Origin of the sequence: Chitinophaga barathri (genome assembly GCF_003807585.1) — a bacterium.
In the GTDB taxonomy this organism is placed as follows: domain Bacteria; phylum Bacteroidota; class Bacteroidia; order Chitinophagales; family Chitinophagaceae; genus Chitinophaga; species Chitinophaga barathri.
Window position 1 is genome coordinate 50,767 of the sequence record NZ_RMBX01000016.1, and the last position, 19,285, is coordinate 70,051.

Sequence of the window (19,285 nt, forward strand, 5' to 3'; positions counted from 1 at the left end):
AAGTTTTAAAAACGTTCGGGCGCAAACGGCCGGATGTCCATACTCACAGGCTGTTCATTGGCCAGCTCGCTCACCAGCTTCCCGGTGCCTGCGCCAAGGCTGAGGCCCAGCATGGAATGCCCGGTTGCAAGTATACAGTTTTTCAGATGTTTAATTCTGCCAATGTAGGGAAGCCCGTCTGCTGAGCAGGGCCGGTATCCGAACCATACCTGTTCCTTCGCCGGCATCGGGATGTCGTAATCCGGCAGGAAGTTCTTTACCGTACGCAGGATGCCTTTTACGCGGTTCATGTTTGGCGGGGCGGTGAGAGAAGTGATCTCCATCGTGCCGCCAAAGCGGATCTTGTTCCCGTTCATGGGCGTTACCGCTACCCTTCCTTCCATCAGGATGGCGGGATGGTTCATTTTGTAGGGCGCGTCCTCGTAGGTCAGGGAATACCCCCGGCCTGCCACCATAGGCAGGTTCACGTTCAGGCGGGCGGCCATGCCGCGGCTCCAGGAGCCGGTGGCTACCACTACCATGTCCGTTTCGTATATGCCGCGCCGTGTTTTTACTTTGGTGATCTTCCCGTTCGCCTGCTCGATGCCGGTCACTTCTTCGCCCGGCACCAGTTGTACGCCTGTGGCGGGCAGGTACTGGCGCAGGTTATGCATGAGTTTATTGGGATACAGATGTGCGTCGCATTTAAAATATACCGCGCCGAGGATATTGAGGCGGGTCTGCGGCTCCATGGCCTGTACCTGTTCTGCGGTAAGATACTCCGTATCAAGGCCCAGCTCCTGCGCCTTCTCAACGGTATGATGCGCATGTTCCGCGTTTTTTTGTGTCTGGAAAAGGTCCAGCAGGCCTTTTTGCTCATAGGCAAAATCGAAGCCCGGCTGCTGCAGCCATTCTTCGTACATCCGTTTGCTCAGGATGGCGATATCACGCAGCGGGATGGCGCTTCTTTCCACGTGCGCCGCGTTTGCACTGCGGATAAATTTCATGCCCCAGTCTATGAGCTCCCTGCTCAGGCGGGGCTTTACATAAAACGGGCTTTCGGCGTCCAGCATCCATTTAAAACCCTGTTTGACGATACCGGGCGCTGCCATAGGCACAAAGTGGCTGGGGCAGACGTACCCCGCATTCCCGTAGGAGCAGTTGTCTGAGAAGTCCCCTTTGTCCAGCACCGTCACCTCCCAGCCGCTCTGCCGTAAGTAAAGCGCGCTGCTGAGGCCAATGATGCCGCCGCCGATGATTACACATTTCATCCTGACTGTATTTAGCTTTTTGGTTGACTACAATACCTGGAAGCCGTATGCATAGGGATCGTCTTCCGGGTCTATACTGATGGTGTTATATCCGTAAACTCTTGCCCATCCTTCAATACCGGGCCTGATAGCGGGCTTTCCCGCCACAGTCGTCTCCTCTTCGATGGTGCCTGTAAACCTGGAGCCGATAATGCTTTCATGCAAAAAGGCATCTCCTTTTTTCAGTTTCCCTTTTGCATACCACTGCGCCATACGGGCGGAAGTGCCGGTACCGCAGGGTGAGCGGTCAATAGCCTTATCCCCGTAAAACACGGCGTTGCGCGCGGTGGACGTCGGGTCCAGCACGGCGCCCGTCCACATGATGTGCGAGCATCCTTTGATGGTGGGGTCGTGCGGGTGTACGAAAGTATATTTTTCGTTTATACGGTTCCGTAATTCGCGGGCCCAGGATATGAGTTTGTCCGCGGGGTAATGTTCCAGCCCGGCGAAGTTTTGCTGTACATCCACGATGGCGTAGAAGTTGCCGCCGTAGGCTACGTCGAATGTAAGCTCTCCCAGTTCCGGGCATTCCGCCGTGAGGTCCGTAGCTTCCAGCCAGGAAGGCACATTGGTGAGCTTTACTGTTTTTACTTTATTGCCGACGGTGGTATACTTAATGTCCACAAGCCCTGCCGGGGCTTCCATCTTCACAGTGCCATGTGTTTTAGGCAGCAGCAGGCCTTCTTCGATGGCGATGGTAATGGTGCCGATGGTACCATGGCCGCACATGGGAAGGCAGCCGCTCGTTTCGATGAACAGTACCGCCACATCATTGTCCGGATTGTGCGGCGGGTAAAGGATACTGCCGCTCATCATGTCGTGGCCGCGCGGTTCAAACATGAGGCCTTTGCGGATCCAGTCAAACTCCCGGAGGAAGTGGGCGCGTTTTTCGCTCATGTTATCCCCTTTCAGGGAGGGGCCTCCGCCCGCCACCACGCGTACGGGATTGCCGCAGGTATGGGCGTCTATACAAAAGAAGGTCTTTTTGGTGGCCTGTTTCATCAATACAAAATAAGAAAATTAACAAGATATCATGTATTCGTCCATTCATTGTTCACTGTGCGCCAGATACCCAGCGGGTTGGCGCGTTGCAGGGCTTCGGGCAGCAGGTGGTCCGGAAAGTTCTGGTAACATACCGGCCTCACCCATCGCTGGATGGCGGCGGTACCGACGGATGTAAACCGCGGGTCCGACGTGGCGGGAAATGGGCCACCATGCACCATGCTGCTGCATACTTCCACACCGGTAGGCACCTCGTTCACGATCACCCTGCCGGCTGTGCGGATGCAGCTGTCCAGCAGCGCGGCGTGCCCGCGGAGGTCTTCTTCCGTGGCCATCAGCGTGGCGGTGAGCTGGCCTTTCAGGCTGTCCATCACCTGCTGCATTTCCGTTTTATCCTGGCATTGCACCAGCAGCGAATACGGGCCAAATACCTCTTCGCGGAAATGAACGTCCTGCAAAAAGTCTCTGGCCGCCACCGTGGCGATCATAGCGGTATGATCGGCCACGATGCGGACCTGCTGCTTTGCTGCTATTGATATGGTGCATGTGTCGTAGTGCCGTTGTATCCCCTCATGCAGCATAGGCTGCGGGGTGAATTTTCCGATCTCTTCCGCCAGCTGTTCCTGGAAGGCATCCAGCTCCGCTCCTTTTATCCCGATCATCAGGCCGGGATTGGTGCAGAACTGCCCCATGCCCAGTGTGATAGAACCGGCCATTTTAAGGGCCAATGCGGCCGCATCTTCCTTCAGCTTACCGGGAAGTAACAAAACAGGATTAATGCTGCTCATTTCGGCGAATACAGGCACAGGATCGGGCCTTTCATGGGCGTATCGCATCAGCGCGGTACCGCCGCTGAGCGAACCGGTAAAAGCGACGGCCGTGGTCAGCGGATGTATCACCAGTTCTTTCCCCGCTTCATTACCGGGCTCTGTTACGTGCTGCACGGTATGTGACGGCAGGCCGCAGGTTTTTACGGCTTCCGCCATCGCCTCAAATACCAGCACGGATGTGCGCGGGTGTGCAAAATGCGCGCGGATCACCACGGTACATCCGGCAGCCAGCGCACTGGCAGTGTCTCCGCCGGCTGTAGAAAAAGCGTACGGAAAATTGGATGCGCCGAATACCACTACCGGCCCAAGGGGAACGCACATCTTGCGGGTATCCGGCTTTGGCGGCGTACGTTGCCCGTCCGCCGTATCGATAGCCGCGGATACCCAGCTGCCTTCCCGCACCAGGTTGGCGAACATTTTCAACTGGCCGGTCGTGCGGGACAATTCCCCGTTCAGGCGTGCCGGGGGCAGGTTGGTTTCCTCCTGCGTGATTGTTGTAAGCGCTTCGCGCCGGGCTTCTAATCCGGATGCAATAGTCTCCAGGAACAATGCCCGTTGCGCGGGACCGGTTTTACGGTACTCCGCGAAGGCTTCGCCGGATTGCCGCATTATCTGGGTGATCGTCGTCATGATATTTTGTGGTTTGCAAGCCTCAGCGGCGTATGGTTTTTAGCGGTTCATTTCTTTCGCCAGCCAGAGGATTGATCTTTACCGGGTCAATTCCTTTGCAGGAAACAGATGGATGATTGGCCGTTCATTTCTTTCGCCGGCAGGAAGATGGATCATTAGTGAATCAAGTCCTTTGCATGGACCGGATGAATGATCAGCCGTTCATTTCTTTTGCTAATACAGGGTTGATGGAAGGCACGGCAAACTTCCGGAGGTCGGGGCGCGTGGCTATTGCCTGCTCTATGGTTTGGGAAATACGTTTTTTCTCTTCCCCCTGCAATACCAGCCTCGGTGCGCGCACATGCTCAGAACCAATCCCGGTATAGGATTCAGCCAGTTTGATGTACTGCACCAGTTTGGGATGAATGTCCAGCTCCAGCAGCGGCATAAACCAGCGATACAGCTCCAGCGCTTCTTTGATCTGGCCGGCCTTCACCAGGTTATACAGCACCACCGTCTCTTCCGGGAATGCACATACAAGGCCCGCTACCAGGCCATCGGCGCCGGTTACGAGCTCTTCCAGCGTAAGCGTATCCACGCCGCACAGGATGCTGTACCTGTCCCCAAAACGGTTGCGCATGCGGATCACATTGGTGACGTCCCTCGTGGATTCTTTTACCGCTTTAATATTTTCGCAGGCAGCCAGCTCTTCGAACATGGCGGCCGTGATCTCTATTTTATAATCAACAGGATTGTTGTACAGCATAATGGGCAGGCCGGTGGAATCCGCCACGGTGCGGAAATACTGCGCCGTCTCCCGTTCGTCTGATTTATAACGCATAGGCGGCAGCAACATCAGCCCTTCCGCTCCCCACTGCTCCGCCAGCGCGGTTTGTTTTACCGCGTCGCGGGTAGCGCCTTCGGCGATATTGAGGATCACGGGGATTTTACCGGCAAGCCTCCTGACGGCGTATTGCACCAGCTCCCCTTTTTCTTCCAGGGCAAGCGCGCTGGCTTCTCCCAGCGAACCGCCGATGATCACGCCCGCCACACCGGCGGCCAGCTGTGCGTCGAGGTTTTTTCCAAACAGGTCGAGGTCCAGCTCTTCCTTTGCGGTGAACTTAGTGGTGAGTGCCGGATACACTCCTTTCCATTGTATAGCCATGCGTTTTTTTATCAAAAGTAAAGGGAAGCGTTACCGCCGGAGCTATGCTTATTGATCAATATTGCTCATTTTTTAACAAAGAGATATTTTACAGTGTACAATCCGGTTAAATTTTGCATAATTTAAGGGTATGAAAGTTCTGCAGTTCACCATTCCCGTAGCGCCCGACAAAAACATCATCCTGCAAAACGAGCGCCTGCCTTACTTCTACCCTCACCTGCACCGTCACAGCGAAGTGCAGCTCACCTGGATACAGCAGGGCTCCGGCACGCTGGTGGCGGACAACAGCATGCACGCCTTCCGCCCCGGCGAGATATACTGGCTGGCGGGCAACCAGCCGCATGTGTTTCGCAGCGACAGAACCCAGAACGACAGCGGCTCCCAGTCTTTTACCCTTTTCTTCGACCCGGCCGGCCGGCTGGCTCCGGTATTTGCCCTGGCGGAACTTAAACCCGTACAGGCTTTTATTGAGCGGTTCCCGCGCGGCTTCAAGCTGCCTGACCGTGTGGCGCCTATCGTAGGCGCGATGATGCAGCAGCTGGACAAAACAAAAGGCGCCGCGCAGTTCGCCGAGTTTATCAGGCTGCTGGGTTACCTGCGCGGCATTACAGACCTCGAGCCATTGGTGACCGGTACCAAACCCGCCGCAGTGAACGAACAGGAAGGCCTTCGCATCGGCGCCATCTATGATTATATCATGAAACATTATGAAACAGACATTCCGCTGGACGACATTGCCCGTCATGCAAACATGACGCCGCAGGCCTTTTGCCGGTATTTCAAAAAACATACACGACTGACTTTCGTGGAGTTCCTGCATGAAGTGAGAGTGCATGAAGCCAGCAAACTGCTCGCGGGCGGCGCGGAGGAAAGTATTGCTTCCATTGCCTACCGTTGCGGGTTTAACAGTATCGCCACGTTCAACAGGGTGTTCAAAACCGTGACGGGGCTGGCGCCGAGGGAATATGTGAGGGAAATGGAAAAATAGACAAAAGAGGCTGATGGGCTTAATTGATTCTAAAGACTTAAAATATGGAATATGAAACAATAGTTGGTTCACTGGAGGAAGCCCTTGCCCTGGCAAAACAATGGCAACGTGAAGGAAAGTTTGACTTATTCAGGGGTCAAAGCAGGAATTGGAAACTCCTTGCCAGTATTCACCGGAACAAACATCAAAACGACCATGATTTGTGCTTGGAACGGGTTGAAACCCTGTTCTTCTTTATGAAAAACAATGAAATTTTAAAGAGCTACATCCACGATTTCCACCATTTTATTGCTATCGCCCAGCATTATGGGCTGGCAACAAGTTATATAGATTTCACAACAGATCCCTACGTGGCTGCGTATTTCGCGACCCACTCAGGGAACCGGCCCGGCGAATATGCATGCATTATTTGCGCCAACAAGGAGGATTTCAAAGACACAATTGCATTTGGAAAACCTGTATTCAATAAATACCTGAAGAATGGTCATCAACCCGCCTTTTTATCATTTGACGTAAAAAACCTCTGGCGGCTTCAGGCGCAGAAGGGACATTTTCTATATACGCCATTTCCCGGAATTGAAAGAATTTATCCATTCGATCGAATCCTGTTCCCCTTCACGGAGCCATTTGACGGTCTCAAAACTGAAGATATTTACCCCACTTCAAAAAGCATACTGGAATCGCACCTCGATCACTTTTTCACAACCGAAAGACGTAACAATAATATGAAAAAAATTATTGCCTGGCTTGGAGAAGATAAGGTGCGCCGGTTACCTGGGCAAAATATCTTTGACTATATAGATGATAAATGTAAACCTCATTACTCCTGGCGGCTAAAAAATACAATCCAATGGCGAAAACACTTTGAAGAACACTGGGATCACCTTGAAAATAAGAAAGTGCTGGAGTTTCAATTCTCCTATACCCGGATACGAAACTGGGAGGTAGATACACTCGCTGAACACGTGGAGCAAGTATTATCCGGGTACTCATCATACAGAAGCACTATAATAAAGCTTTTAGTTAAGCGGATCCATATTCCTTTTAACAAAAAGCTGAACAACCAGATACAAAAAGGTTGCAATCTCATATGGAACGGCATGCGCAATCTCCCCTATACAGACCGGGAGATTGCTATCGCTTTGTCTCAGTTTGTGATCATGATGTGCGACGATCATACCTACAGCGATGATGATTATAAACCATTGATGGGCCAGGCAATAAAAATCAGCCTGAGCAATGACAACATGAGTCATTCCCGTGCCTATGCCGGAGGCTTTAACATATTGAGCGCAAAACGAAAAAATATATACAGGTATATTAAAAGCGAAGAAAGGGAAATATGCCAGGACAATCCGGTAGCGCTTACACAACTGATCAGCGACCCCAGATATCTATTCACCTTCGGGGGATTCCGAAAATTATTTGTATCAGATGTAATACCGAGCCAGACCATTCTAGCCATCACCCAGGAAAATCCGGTAATTTATTTCAACCCTGTGCAAATTAAAATATTTGGGTTAGCATAATCTTCATTTTTATGCAGGCAAATGAAGGGTTTACCCGTTTTCGGGGCACATCCGGCAATCTATGACATATTGCTGGCCAGGAGCGGTTTTGAAGGGCAGTGCTGGTCAGATAATTATAGGAAAGCCGCCGGCAAAAAAAAGGCCGGAATTTCTTCCGGCCATACATGCCCTATGCGGGGCACACTTTCATATCAAATGCCTATTGTACACTCAGTTGTTTGGACTCGGTTTTCTTTTCCACGCCGATAACGCCGGTTGTGCCGCCGCCTTTCAGCGTCAGTTCCACCGGTGCGTTGGTCTTCCAGGCGCCACGGGTAAAGTCCGGGATATCGATGCTGGTAGAGCGTTTGGAAATGGATTTTTCGCTCAGCGGCACGATGCTGCTCCATGCGGCTCCGTCGTACACGTCCTGGTCCAGCGGGAGGCCGTTGCGCAGGCAGTCTATCAGGCGCCAGTCCATCATAAAGTCCATGCCGCCGTGGCCGCCCACCTGTTTGGCCAGCTCACCGATCTTGCGGATAATCTCGGGCGTGTATTCGTCGTACAGTTTTTTCAGCTCCTCGGGCTTAATCCAGCCGTGGCCGAAAGCGATGCGCTCAGGGCTCGGGTATTTGGATGCGATGCCTTTGGTGCCGCTAATAAGGTGAATGCGGGAATACGGGCGCGGCGTGGTAACGTCGTGCTGTATCATGAGGGTTTTACCCTTGGCGGTGCGAACGGTGGTGGTGTTCATGTTGCCACGGTAGTTCTTGCCCACGAATTCATTGTAGAAAGGATCGGCGGCGGCTTTTTCTTTCGCCATGTCTCCCATCATGAAATCGTTGCTGGCCATGGATACGAGGTAGTCCATTTTATCGCCGCGGTTGATGTTCATACACTGCGCGATGGGGCCGAGACCGTGTGTGGGATACAGGTTCGCGTTGTGAGCCGCGTTCTGGCGGAGCCTCCACATGTTCTGGTAACCTTTTTTGGAGAAGTTCAGATCACGCAGGTCGTGAATATATGCGCCTTCCGCGTGTACCAGTTCACCGAACATACCCTGGCGGGCCATGTTGAGGGTGAGCAGTTCAAAGAAGTCGTAGCAGCAGTTCTCCAGCATCATACAATGCTTTTTGGTCCGTTCTGATGTATCCACCAGCTTCCAGCAGTCTTCCAGCGTAAGCGCGATGGGCACTTCGGAAGCGGCGTGGCAGCCGTGCTCCATGGCGTAGAGGGCCATCGGGGTGTGCAGGTGCCAGGGGGAGGTGATGTACACCAGGTCCAGTTTTTCTTTATCGATCATCTCCTTCCAGCCGTTTTCGCCGGAATACTCCTTAGCGGCGGGGCGGCCGGATTTCACCACGGTGGCGTTGGATTTGGCGGCGCGCTCAGGCAGAAGGTCGCAGATGGCGGCTATCTCCACCCCGTCGATGAAGGACATGCGCTGAACGGCGCCCGGCCCGCGCATACCCTGGCCGATGAAGCCGATACGCACTTTGTCGATCTTGGGTGCGGCATAACCGCTCATGTTGAAACGCTGCTGCTTAGCTGATTGTTCCAATGCTGTTTTCAGCTCACGGTCGCTGGGAGCCGTGGGAGTTGCAAAGGAAGGGATGCCCATTGCAAGGGCTCCGGAGCCTACCGCCAGCTGGCGGAGGAAATTACGTCGAGTAGCACTCATAATTTATTGGTTGAGTTGTGGACTTATGAAGTGGTTAAAATAGTAAAGTTTTGAGCTTTATTCAGCATTTTTTGATGAGCGTACGGATTCAGGTATAGAATTACCGGCTGACAACATAAAAAACACCCGTTACCTGCTAAAACAAGCGGGACGGGCATCTGCGCAAACGGTTGCGCAAATTTAAACGATGTACAAAGCTTTCCGTTCTTACACAAAGCGATAGAAAATTAACATCGGGGCTTACCGTTCATAAACTGCTGTTTCACAGGAAGCAGGGTCAGGAAAACGACAGCCTCTCCCCCGCCGGCAGTTCATACGGCTCTTTGCCGGCCAGGAAAATGCGGGCGTTGTGTGCGCCTTCCAGCGTAATATCCTCCCCGTTCATCGCAATCCAGTTACCCTCGCGCAGCCCTATCACGGGGATGTTGTTCTGCGTATGGAATTCCTTTATCCTTGTTTCCCTGGTTTCGCCCATATGTTCCAGGCCGGCCACGGGATCGAGGTAATGCGGGTTGAGGTTGAAGGGTACAAGCCCCATCGTGCTGAAGCTGGGCGGGTATACAATGGGCATATCGTTCGTGGTCTGCATATTCACGCCGCCGATATTGCTGCCCGCGCTGCAACCGAGATAGGGTTTGCCCGCGTTGACAGCTCCGGCAAGCGGTCCCATCAGGCCAAGGTCGTGCAGCTGCTTCACCAGCAGGAATGTGTTGCCGCCGCCGGTAAAAAATGCCTGGGCATTGCGGATGCCTTCCAGTGGATCTTCGAAAGTATGCAGGCCTTTTACGCGGATCCCTTTCTTTTCAAACGCACCGGCCGCGCGGTGGGTGTAATCATCGTGACTGATACCGCCCGGGCGGGCGTAGGGGATAAACACAACTTCGCCCAGGCCCGCAAACAGCTCCGCGATCACAGGCTCCAGGTATTCCAGGTATTGCTGGCCGAACAATGTAGAGGTACTGGCCAGTACGATCTTCTTTTGCATCTGTCAAAAATAAAGAAACTCTCCTTCTCAGGGGAGAGTTTCTGATCCACATGTTACATCCATTTAGAATGACGGGATGTTGATAAACATGGTTCCGGGGTTCTATTGATTGAGGTAGCAACACTAACTATATAAATAACTCGTCGTTTCCTTTCTCCGCCGCCAGCACGGCTTTTTCGAAGCGGGTAAAAAGAAGAGGTACAGGGATATCGGACGTATTCTCCAACCGCTGCTGAATGGCCTGCTCGGCCAGCAGGGATACGCGGAAAGCGGGCAAGCCCACTACCAGCACCGCCTGCTCAAGCGGGTGATACCAGCGGTATTGCAACGGCCACTCCCGGAACCGTTCAGAGGCCACCTTAAAAAGATAAGCCCCTGCGTGAACGGCCAGCCACTGCCTCCTGTCATGGAGCAATGCGCTGTTGCGGGCTTCGGATAGCACCATATCCAGTATATACAGGCTGTTCTGCTCGCCATTCAGCCTGCGTCCGAATCTTTCTTCATAGAAGGCAATAAACTCTTCCGCCTGCCGGTTGATCAGGGACATTTGTTCGATGAAAGGCCGGGGCCGGTTTGTTTGTCGGAATAAGCGGGATAAGAGCATGCCTTCCGGTTGAATGGATCAGTGCATCATTTTTAAGAATTCACCTTTCTGGTTGTAGAGCAGCGTAAAATCCGTCCCGCCGTTCTTTGGCGACACATATACGGTGATCCTCAGCTCGTCTCCCGGGGTATCTATGCGGCTGGGCATGGATACGGATACCATGTTGGACACCAGGTCCGTGATCTTTTTTTCCTTCTCCACCTTCTCGATGGAAGACTTCACCAGGCCCGGGATCTTCCGCAGGTCCTGCACCTGGTCCAGGGTGAACATAAAATCTTTCGGCGTGGCTTCCCCGTCTATCTCCAGGGTCACCTCGGCTTTGTCCTGCCAGATGCCTTTCTGTTTTAATCTCTCCGTCAGTTTGTTCGAGTTGATGTCTCCGCCAGTGGCTACGGTACTGGTACCGATGCCGTCATGATAACTCATGGTGATGCTGGTAAAGCCGGCATTCTGGCCGAATTTGTCTTTCAGTTCTTCCACGAGGCCGGACAAGTCTTTGTCATTGTCATAAGCCCTTCCGCCGCCGCCGAAAAACTGGCAGGAAGCCAGGATCATTGCCGCAACTGCCGCAACGCATAGTTTTTTCATGTTACCGTTTTTTTTTAGGTTTTACTACAGGAGCGTATTTGGATCGGGGGCAAACATAGCGGTAAACAGGAATCGGGAAGGGCAGGAATACAAAAGCGCCCGGGATTGTTTTAAATCCGGGCGCTTTCAGGGATTATCCGTATTGGTGGGAAGATAAAACTATCGTTACCGGCGGAACGGCACATCCAGCTCCACGCGTATCCCTTCGCCGTTCTCCGTCCGTTTGTCGATGACGCGGAGGCTGGCCGGGCGTTTGGTCTGTTTGCTGAGCATACTGAGCCTATCCTGGGTGATGACGGTGGACAGGGAGGTCTTGTCCTGCTTTTCCTCCTGCATGCCGCGCCCATTGTCTTCTATCACACAATGCAGCACATGCGGCCCTCTTTCTATGCGGATGCTGATCATCCCTTTGCGGTCCAGCTGGCGCATTCCATGCTGGATGGCATTTTCAACGAATGGCTGCAGCAGCATCGGCGGGATCAGCAGGCCATCGTCTTCGTACTGATCATATACATCAAGACTGTAATCAAATGTACCTTCAAAACGCATGAGTTGCAGGCTCAGGTAACTTTCCAGGGCGGTGATCTCATCTTTCAGCGGCACAAAACTTTCGCGTGCGTTCTCCAGGCTGATACGCACCAGTTTGGCAAACTTGTTCAGGTACCGGATGGACTTCTCCCGGTCATCGTTGCGGATAAAACTTTGCAGCACGCTCAGCGTGTTGAAGATAAAATGCGGCTCCATCTGGCTGCGGAGCAGGCGCTGCCGGAGCGAGGTTTCGCGGAGCTGCTGCTCCAGCTTCCGCCTGCGGTACAACAGGAAACCTATTGCGGCCACCAGCACCGCGCCCAGTATCATCGAGGCGATGATGAGCCTTTGCTGCTGCCTGATCTGGCGGTTCACTTTATTTTCGAACGCCAGCTGCTGGATCTCTTCATCCTTTGCTTTGACGGCATACTGCGTTTCCAGTTCCCGCGCCTGCATGGCGATGGAGGAATCCACTTCCAGCCGGTATGCGCCAAGCGATGAATCCATGGAGGCATACGCCTGCTGGTATTGTCCACGGGCTGCATGGTTCTGCGCTCTTTTACGCCACACGGACGTGATCGTTTCCTGGTCGCCGGATTCTTTCGCCATGGTGTAGGCTGTATCCAGGTAAGCCTCGGACTCTGCATAACGGCCGATCAGGTAATAAGTATCCGCCACGCCGAATACGGATTCCCCATCCAGCGTGCCCAATTCTTTATTCAGCGCCAGCGCCTGCAACTGGTATGGCAGGCCCTCCGCGGGTTTATCCTGTTTGCCCAGCAGGATGCCCAGGTTCTCATACTTCACCGCGTCAAAATATGGGTTGGAGAAAAGTGTATCGTTCAGCATCGCTTTAAAAAAATGCACAGCGGAATCGGGTTGGTTTTGATCGTCGTAATATTTGGCGATGTTGTTGGCGAAAACGGTTTTTAGTTTGGGCTGTGTGGCCCGTTCAAAACCTTCGAAAAGATATTTACGGATGGCGGGCTCATCGCCTATCTCCATATAAATTTCGGAGAGGCGCAGGCAGATGATGGGCAGGCCGTTGGTGTCCGATTTATGGGCGAGGTAATACGCGTCGCGGGCGTAATGCAGGGCGCTGTCAAACCGGTGCTGTTCTTTCAGCAGGTCTGCCAGCTGTATTTTGGCGGCGATGATATGTTTGCCCGTACTGTCTTTTTCTTTTGCCAGCTGCATGGATTCATTGATAAAAGCCCGCGCGCTGTCATATTTTTCCTCCATGATGTACTGCACGCCCCGGAAGCGGAGATAAGAGCAGGTAAGCCCCACGTCGTCCAGTTTCAGGACGATGGGATGCAGGCTGTCCAGCATACGCCCCGCTGCTTCGGGATGATGGTCATGAAAATGCGGGTTGATGTCCGACTTCATAAAAGCCAGCACCGAATCGGCGTTTCCGGGGATACGGGCGGCCTGCTGCCGGGTGCAGCCGTTCATGGTGATGACGACGGCGGCCCATACGGATACTGAGCGCAGGAAAGCGCCGAGGACAGATGATACGGCAAAACATTTCAGCAGGGATGAGATCGGGCGCATAACATGTTATCGGTTTCCTGTGAGGTATTCCACCACGTAGTCCTTCCGGCGGGTGGACACCGGTATTTCTGTATTGTTGCGGAGGATGAGATAACCGTCTTTATGATAACGGTCAATAAAGCGGTGATTCACCAGGTAAGACTGGTGTGGCCTGATGAACCAGGTTTCCGGCAGCAGCTCCTCATATTCCTTGATAGAGCGGGACACGACTATCTTCCGGCCGTCCGCCAGGAAAAAGGTGGTATATCCGGCATCGCTCTGGCAATAGATGATCTCTTCAAACGCGACTACTTGTAAATATTGCTGGGAACGCAGCACAATACGGTTTTGCAGCCCGCCCTGCCTGAATTGCTGCTGGGCCAGTGTGAGCTGCTCCGGCGCGGCGGGCCTGCCTGCTGAAACGCGGGCGAGGGCCTGCTGCAACTCTTCTTCATCTACCGGTTTAAGGAGATAGTCCAGCGCGCCGAATTTGATGGCTTTGATGGCATAGTCCTGGTGGGCGGTAATAAAGATCACTTTGCAGTTGGCCGCGGCCGGCTCACGCAGGATATCAAAGCCGGTGCCGTCTCCGAGGGAGATGTCCAGCAGCAGGAGGTCTGGTTCCGTGGCGGGGATAATGGTGCGGGCTTCCTGTACGCTGCCGCAAACGCCGGTCACGATAAAACCGGGCTGCTGTTGCATCAGCGCCTGGAGGTCTTTCCGGATGGCGGGTTCATCATCAATGATCACCACCCTCGTAACGGGAGATGGTCCGTTTTTCATACCGCTAAAGTATCGCATTTAGGCAATAGTGCCTACTGAAAAGCCCTTGAAAATCCGTAACTTCGTATGATCAATTAATCAGAACGGACATGTCAATATCATCACAGGCGGAAATGCTGGGTATGCAGAAAGCCAGCGAAGCAGTAGCCCTCACGCTCAAAAGGATGCGGGATTTTGCCAAACCGGGCATGAGCACGGCGGAGCTGGATGAATTCGGAAGATCGGTGCTGGCGGCGTATGGCGCCCGTTCCGCTCCCAAACTCACCTATGGTTTCCCCGGCTGGACCTGCATCAGCGTGAACCAGGAGATTGCGCATGGCATCCCCACCCAAAAGACGATCCTGCAGGAAGGCGACCTCGTGAATGTGGACGTAAGCGCGGAGCTGGAAGGTTTCTGGGCGGACAATGGCGGGTCTTTTGTACTGGGCCGGGACTTCAACCAACACCAGCAGCTGGTGGACGCTTCCCGCGACATTCTCCGTATTGCTATCATGAACATACGGGACGGGGTGAAGATCGCTCAGGTGGGCGGCATTATTGAAGCCGAGGCCCGCAAACGCGGCTACCGGGTGATCAAAAACCTCACGGGGCATGGCATCGGCCGCAGCCTTCATGAAGAGCCGCATTCCATTGCCAATTATTACGACAAATACAACCGCGGTAAATTCCGGAAAAACGCGGTGATAGCCGTGGAGACCTTTATATCCACGAAAGCCACCTGGGCATACGAAAACGGCGACGGCTGGACGCTGGCAGCCCGTGATGGCAGCTATGTGGCGCAGCATGAACATACGATCGTAGTAACGGATGGTTTGCCGGTGATCCTGACCGGGGATAACGGTATCTGGAACTAACATTACCTTCTTTCCATACATACAAACGCTTCGCGGGCCATCCGGGAAGCGCTTTTTTATTGCCCTTATCACAAAATCATATCTGAAAAAGACAAAATACTATGCTTAATTGCGCAAACGATTGCATAACTTAGATAAACTGTTCGTAACACACCCTGACTATCGCGTAAACTGATACACAACAGCAACACTTTTTCTGCCTGACATCTGCAAAATCTGATCGCAAAGTATGACCGTTATCCGGTGAATGACCCGCCAGGATTGGACGATAGCGCCATGCCCCCTCTTCGCTTTATCAAAATTCACCAGGCTTTTTGTTAACACACATAAACCCAGTCCCTTATGTACAAAACTGATGTACCCATCCGGCTCAGGCAGGTCATGTTTTTCCTGTTACTGTGCCTACTGTTACCCGCAATGCAATCGTATGCACAAACCCTGCCCGCCAATTTCCAGCGGGTACTGGTGACAGGAGGGCTCACCGGGCCTACCTCCTTTGCCCAGCTCCCGGACGGCAGGATACTCATCTGCCAGCAGAACGGCCAGCTGAGAGTATTCAAAAACAACGCATTACTTGGCACACCGGCCGTATCCCTGTCTGTAAACACCAGCGGTGAACGCGGGCTGATAGGCATCGCGGTGGACCCAAGCTTCTCCACCAACAGTCATATTTATCTCTATTACACTTCCTCCTCCGGCCCGCACAACCGCGTGAGCCGCTTCACCATGGTGGGCGACCTCGCCCAGTCCGAACAGGCCATTCTCGATATGCCGACCCTCAGCGCTATCTATCACAACGGCGGGGGCCTGGCATTCGACAATACCGGCAAACTGCTCGTAGCCACGGGAGACAACAAAGTGGGCACCAATTCCTCCAACCTGAACAGTTACCACGGCAAAGTGCTCCGCATCAACACGGACGGCAGTGTGCCCACCGGCAACCCGTTCTCCGGAGGCGCCCAGCAGAGCCGCGTTTGGGCTTACGGCCTGCGTAATCCCTTTACCCTCAACGTGGACCCCGGCACCGGTAAGATCTACGTAAACGATGTGGGCGAGGCCACCTGGGAAGAGATCAACGACGCGAGCGTGGGCGGCCGTAACTTTGGCTGGCCCTCCAAAGAAGGCATGTGTACCAGCGGATGCACCGGCCTTACCAATCCCATTTACGTATACCAGACCAACCGGAACGACCCGCCCGCCACCGGCCAGGGCTGCGCCATCAACGGCGGCGCTTTCCTGCACGGGGCCATCAGCAACTACCCGGCCACCTATCACGGCAAATACTTTTTCGTGGATTACTGCGGCGCATGGATGGACTATATCAACCCATCCTCCCCTTCTACCCGCAACGGGTTTGCCACAGGCCTGAGCGACGGGCTTACCACCGTAAAACAAGGCATAGACGGCAACCTGTATTTTATCCGCAGGGGCAACAACTCCCTGTATAAGATCGTCTACAGCGGCAGCGCGGCACCCATCATCACCGCGCAACCGCAGAGCCTCTCCGTGTCCCAGGGCAGCAACGCCAGCTTCAGCGTCAGCGCTTCCGGCACACCCGCGCCCACTTACCAATGGAGAAAAGGCACCACGAATATTTCCGGCGCCACCTCCGCCACTTACACCATCAACAACGTACAGTCCTCGCACGCGGGCAGCTACAACGTAGTGGTAACGAACAGCGCGGGCAGCGTAACCAGCAGCAACGCCACGCTCACCGTGACCGCGCCCAATACTAAACCTGTTGCGAACATCCTTACACCCGCCAACGGCAGCCAGTTCCGCGCAGGGGACAACATCAGCTTCAGCGGCTCCGCCAGTGATGCAGAAGATGGTTCATTGCCCGCCGGCGCATTCACCTGGTGGGTGGACTTCCACCATGCGAACCATACGCACCCTGGCCCTGAGATCAACGACGGCGTCACTTCCGGCAGCTTCCCCATCTCGCCCGAAGGCCATACTGAAACGGATATCTGGTACAGGCTCTATCTGGAGGTAACCGATTCGCAGGGCGGAAAAGACACGACCTTTATCGAGATCTTCCCCGTTACATCGGATCTTACGCTGGCCAGCGTGCCGGCGGGATTACAGCTTACGCTGAACGACATCCCCTTCACCACGCCCTTCACGCAGGACGCGCTTTCAGGCATGGTAAGGCCGATGGCCGCGCCCAGCCCGCAAACGCTCGGCGGCACTACTTACATTTTTGATTTCTGGGAGCACGGCGGCGCAAGACAACAAACCATTACCGTAGGTGATAACAACACCACTTATACCGCGCACTTCAAAGTAGCGTCCGCGCCCATCTCCATCGGCGTAACGCACGACGCGTACGTACGGGACGGTACAAATGCGGCCATCACGCATGGTACAACAGACTCTACCCTGCTTATCACCAAAGTATCCCCGGCCGGGCAGCTGAACAACGCCAGGGAAAGTTATCTCCAGTTCGATCTCAGTTCCATCACCAGCCCCCTGGCATCCGTGGTGCTGAAAGTGTACGGGAAAGTGGATGGCACGGCCGTTCCTTCAGTGGCCGTAGGCGCTTATTCAGTAGCCAGCACCACCTGGACGGAAAATGCCATCACCTGGAACAATAAACCCGCAACGGGCTCCGCTCCGCTCGCTACCGTAACTGTAGGCAATACCGAATTTGCGTATTACGACTTTGACGTGACCGCTTATGTGCAGGCTGAAAAAGCGGCAGGCAGGAACAAAGTGTCCTTTGCGCTGAAAAGCCAGGTAGCCCACGACCCGCGCATATTCTGGAACGCCAGCGAGTTCGGATCCAACCCGCCGCTGCTTTCCATCATTACAGACGCAGGCGGCAATGCCGCACCGGTGGCTTCCATCACTTCACCCGCCGGTGGCGCCAGCTTTACCGCACCGGCCAGCATCACCATCAATGCCACCGCTTCCGATGCGGACGGCAGCGTGACCAAAGTTGAATTTTTCAACGGCGGCAGCAAGATCGGGGAAGACCTGGACGCACCGTACAGCTTCACCTGGAACAACGTGGCCGCAGGCACTTACAGCCTTACCGCCAAAGCGACGGACGATGACCTGGCTACCGGTACTTCCGCCGCCGTGAACATTTCCGTCACTACGCCGGCGGGCTGCGACCCCGTGACCGCCAGCGCGGACGACGGCAACGTGGCCGCCAATGTACTGGACAATGACCTGAACACGCGCTGGAGCGCCCAGGGAGACGGGCAGTGGATCGCCTTCTGCCTCGGCGACACCCTGAACGTAACCGGCGTGCAGATCGCATTCTTCAGCGGCAACGTCCGTTCTTCCACCTTCGACATACAGGTGAGCAACAACGGCAGCAGCTGGACCACCGTGTCCGCCAACCGCACCAGCAGCGGCACATCGCTGGCGCTGGAAACATTCAGCATCACCACCACAGCCGCCAAATACGTGCGCATCCTCGGCCACGGCAACTCCGTGAACCTCTGGAACAGCTACACCGAAGTGAAGATCAACACGGGCGGCGGCGGTTCCACAGAAACCGCGCTGGCGCCCATTCACGATGCATATGTGCGCAACGGCACATCCGCCACCATCACACACGGCACCACAGATGCGGCGGCACTGGTGTTGAAACTCAACTCCAACCCCGCAGCAGGAAACGACCGACAGGCCTATCTTACCTTCAATACTTCCGGCATCAGCGGAACCGTAACGAATGTGAAGATCAGGATCTTCGGCAGCCTGACGGACAACAGGACCAACAACGTGAGCATCACCGCCAACTCCGTGGCCACTACCAGCTGGACGGAAAGCACCATCACCTGGAACAACAAACCGGCAGCGGGCGGCAGCGCACTGGCAACCACCGTGGTGACGGACTCCGTGCCAAGATGGTATACCTGGGATGTGACCAGCTACGTGAACGCTGAAAGGGCCGCGGGCAGGAACACTGTTTCCTTCGCAATGCTCCCCGTCACGATCAGCACGCCCATCCTCAGCTTCAACTCCAAAGAAACCGGCAGCAACGCGCCGCAACTGGTGGTAACGCACAGCACCAGCCTGCTGCGCCAGGCTGTGAAAGGCAACAACGAAGTGGATATGGACAGCAAAGCCGCGGAAGTGGAAAGTTATCCCAACCCCTTCCGTGAAACGATCAATGTGGCTTATACGCTGAAGCAGGAATCCCGCGTGCAGCTCTCACTCGTGGACATGAGCGGCAAACAGGCCGGCGTGCTGAAAGAAGCAAGGCAACCCGCCGGAAGACACAGAACGTCTTTCCAGGCAGGCCACCTGCCCTCCGGCATCTATATCCTGAAATTGAATATCAACGGAAAAGTGATCACCAAAAAACTGATGAAGGAATAAGCA

Annotated in this window: 14 protein-coding genes; 4 read left to right on the forward strand and 10 right to left on the reverse strand. The window is 54.3% G+C overall.

Annotated elements, in window-relative coordinates; translation table 11 throughout:
* Positions 1-5: 5 nt before the first annotated feature.
* From EG028_RS25255 to EG028_RS25270, 4 genes are all read right to left on the reverse strand, one after another.
* The gene (locus EG028_RS25255) at positions 6-1,250 is read right to left on the reverse strand and encodes an NAD(P)/FAD-dependent oxidoreductase (RefSeq protein WP_120519137.1); all 1,245 of its coding nucleotides are present in this window, start codon (positions 1,248-1,250) and stop codon (positions 6-8) included.
* Positions 1,251-1,277: 27 nt separating this feature from the next.
* Positions 1,278-2,291 carry a 4-hydroxyproline epimerase gene (locus tag EG028_RS25260; RefSeq protein WP_120519138.1) on the reverse strand — a complete coding sequence of 338 codons (1,014 nt, stop codon included), beginning with the start codon at positions 2,289-2,291 and terminating at the stop codon, positions 1,278-1,280.
* A gap of 29 nt (positions 2,292-2,320) precedes the next feature.
* Complete coding sequence (locus EG028_RS25265) at positions 2,321-3,751, reverse strand: aldehyde dehydrogenase (NADP(+)) (RefSeq protein ID WP_120519139.1); 1,431 nt, start codon at positions 3,749-3,751, stop codon at positions 2,321-2,323.
* Positions 3,752-3,944: 193 nt separating this feature from the next.
* Entirely contained in the window at positions 3,945-4,895 is a 951-nt protein-coding gene (locus tag EG028_RS25270) for a dihydrodipicolinate synthase family protein (protein WP_174235439.1), read from the reverse strand.
* 130 nt (positions 4,896-5,025) lie between these two features.
* Here EG028_RS25270 and EG028_RS25275 point away from each other — a divergent pair, with 130 nt between their 5' ends.
* Together EG028_RS25275 and EG028_RS25280 are read left to right on the forward strand one after the other, a co-directional pair.
* Complete coding sequence (locus tag EG028_RS25275) at positions 5,026-5,883, forward strand: AraC family transcriptional regulator (protein ID WP_120519140.1); 858 nt, start codon at positions 5,026-5,028, stop codon at positions 5,881-5,883.
* Between the two features lie 44 nt (positions 5,884-5,927).
* Positions 5,928-7,412: an FRG domain-containing protein gene (locus tag EG028_RS25280; protein WP_120519141.1), complete on the forward strand. Its 1,485-nt coding sequence runs from the start codon at positions 5,928-5,930 to the stop codon at positions 7,410-7,412.
* Between the two features lie 199 nt (positions 7,413-7,611).
* Here the strand turns inward: EG028_RS25280 and EG028_RS25285 are convergent, their stop codons facing one another.
* From EG028_RS25285 to EG028_RS25310, 6 genes are all read right to left on the reverse strand, one after another.
* Positions 7,612-9,072, reverse strand: a complete 1,461-nt coding sequence (locus EG028_RS25285; protein ID WP_120519142.1) for a Gfo/Idh/MocA family protein — start codon at positions 9,070-9,072, stop codon at positions 7,612-7,614.
* 277 nt (positions 9,073-9,349) lie between these two features.
* The gene (gene pepE / locus EG028_RS25290) at positions 9,350-10,057 is read right to left on the reverse strand and encodes a dipeptidase PepE (RefSeq protein WP_120519143.1); all 708 of its coding nucleotides are present in this window, start codon (positions 10,055-10,057) and stop codon (positions 9,350-9,352) included.
* Positions 10,058-10,184: 127 nt separating this feature from the next.
* Positions 10,185-10,604: a hypothetical protein gene (locus EG028_RS25295; RefSeq protein ID WP_120519144.1), complete on the reverse strand. Its 420-nt coding sequence runs from the start codon at positions 10,602-10,604 to the stop codon at positions 10,185-10,187.
* A 75-nt stretch (positions 10,605-10,679) separates the two neighbouring features.
* Positions 10,680-11,249: a hypothetical protein gene (locus tag EG028_RS25300; protein WP_123864796.1), complete on the reverse strand. Its 570-nt coding sequence runs from the start codon at positions 11,247-11,249 to the stop codon at positions 10,680-10,682.
* A gap of 165 nt (positions 11,250-11,414) precedes the next feature.
* On the reverse strand, positions 11,415-13,331 hold the full coding sequence (locus tag EG028_RS25305) for a tetratricopeptide repeat-containing sensor histidine kinase (RefSeq protein WP_120519146.1): 1,917 nt from the start codon (positions 13,329-13,331) through the stop codon (positions 11,415-11,417).
* Between the two features lie 6 nt (positions 13,332-13,337).
* Positions 13,338-14,093, reverse strand: a complete 756-nt coding sequence (locus EG028_RS25310; protein ID WP_120519147.1) for a LytR/AlgR family response regulator transcription factor — start codon at positions 14,091-14,093, stop codon at positions 13,338-13,340.
* An 89-nt stretch (positions 14,094-14,182) separates the two neighbouring features.
* Between EG028_RS25310 and map the strand changes: the two genes are divergently transcribed.
* Together map and EG028_RS25320 are read left to right on the forward strand one after the other, a co-directional pair.
* Entirely contained in the window at positions 14,183-14,947 is a 765-nt protein-coding gene (gene map, locus EG028_RS25315) for a type I methionyl aminopeptidase (RefSeq protein WP_120519148.1), read from the forward strand.
* Positions 14,948-15,289: 342 nt separating this feature from the next.
* Positions 15,290-19,282, forward strand: coding sequence for a CBM96 family carbohydrate-binding protein (locus tag EG028_RS25320; RefSeq protein ID WP_120519149.1), 3,993 nt, complete (start codon positions 15,290-15,292; stop codon positions 19,280-19,282).
* The last annotated feature ends 3 nt before the right edge of the window (positions 19,283-19,285 follow it).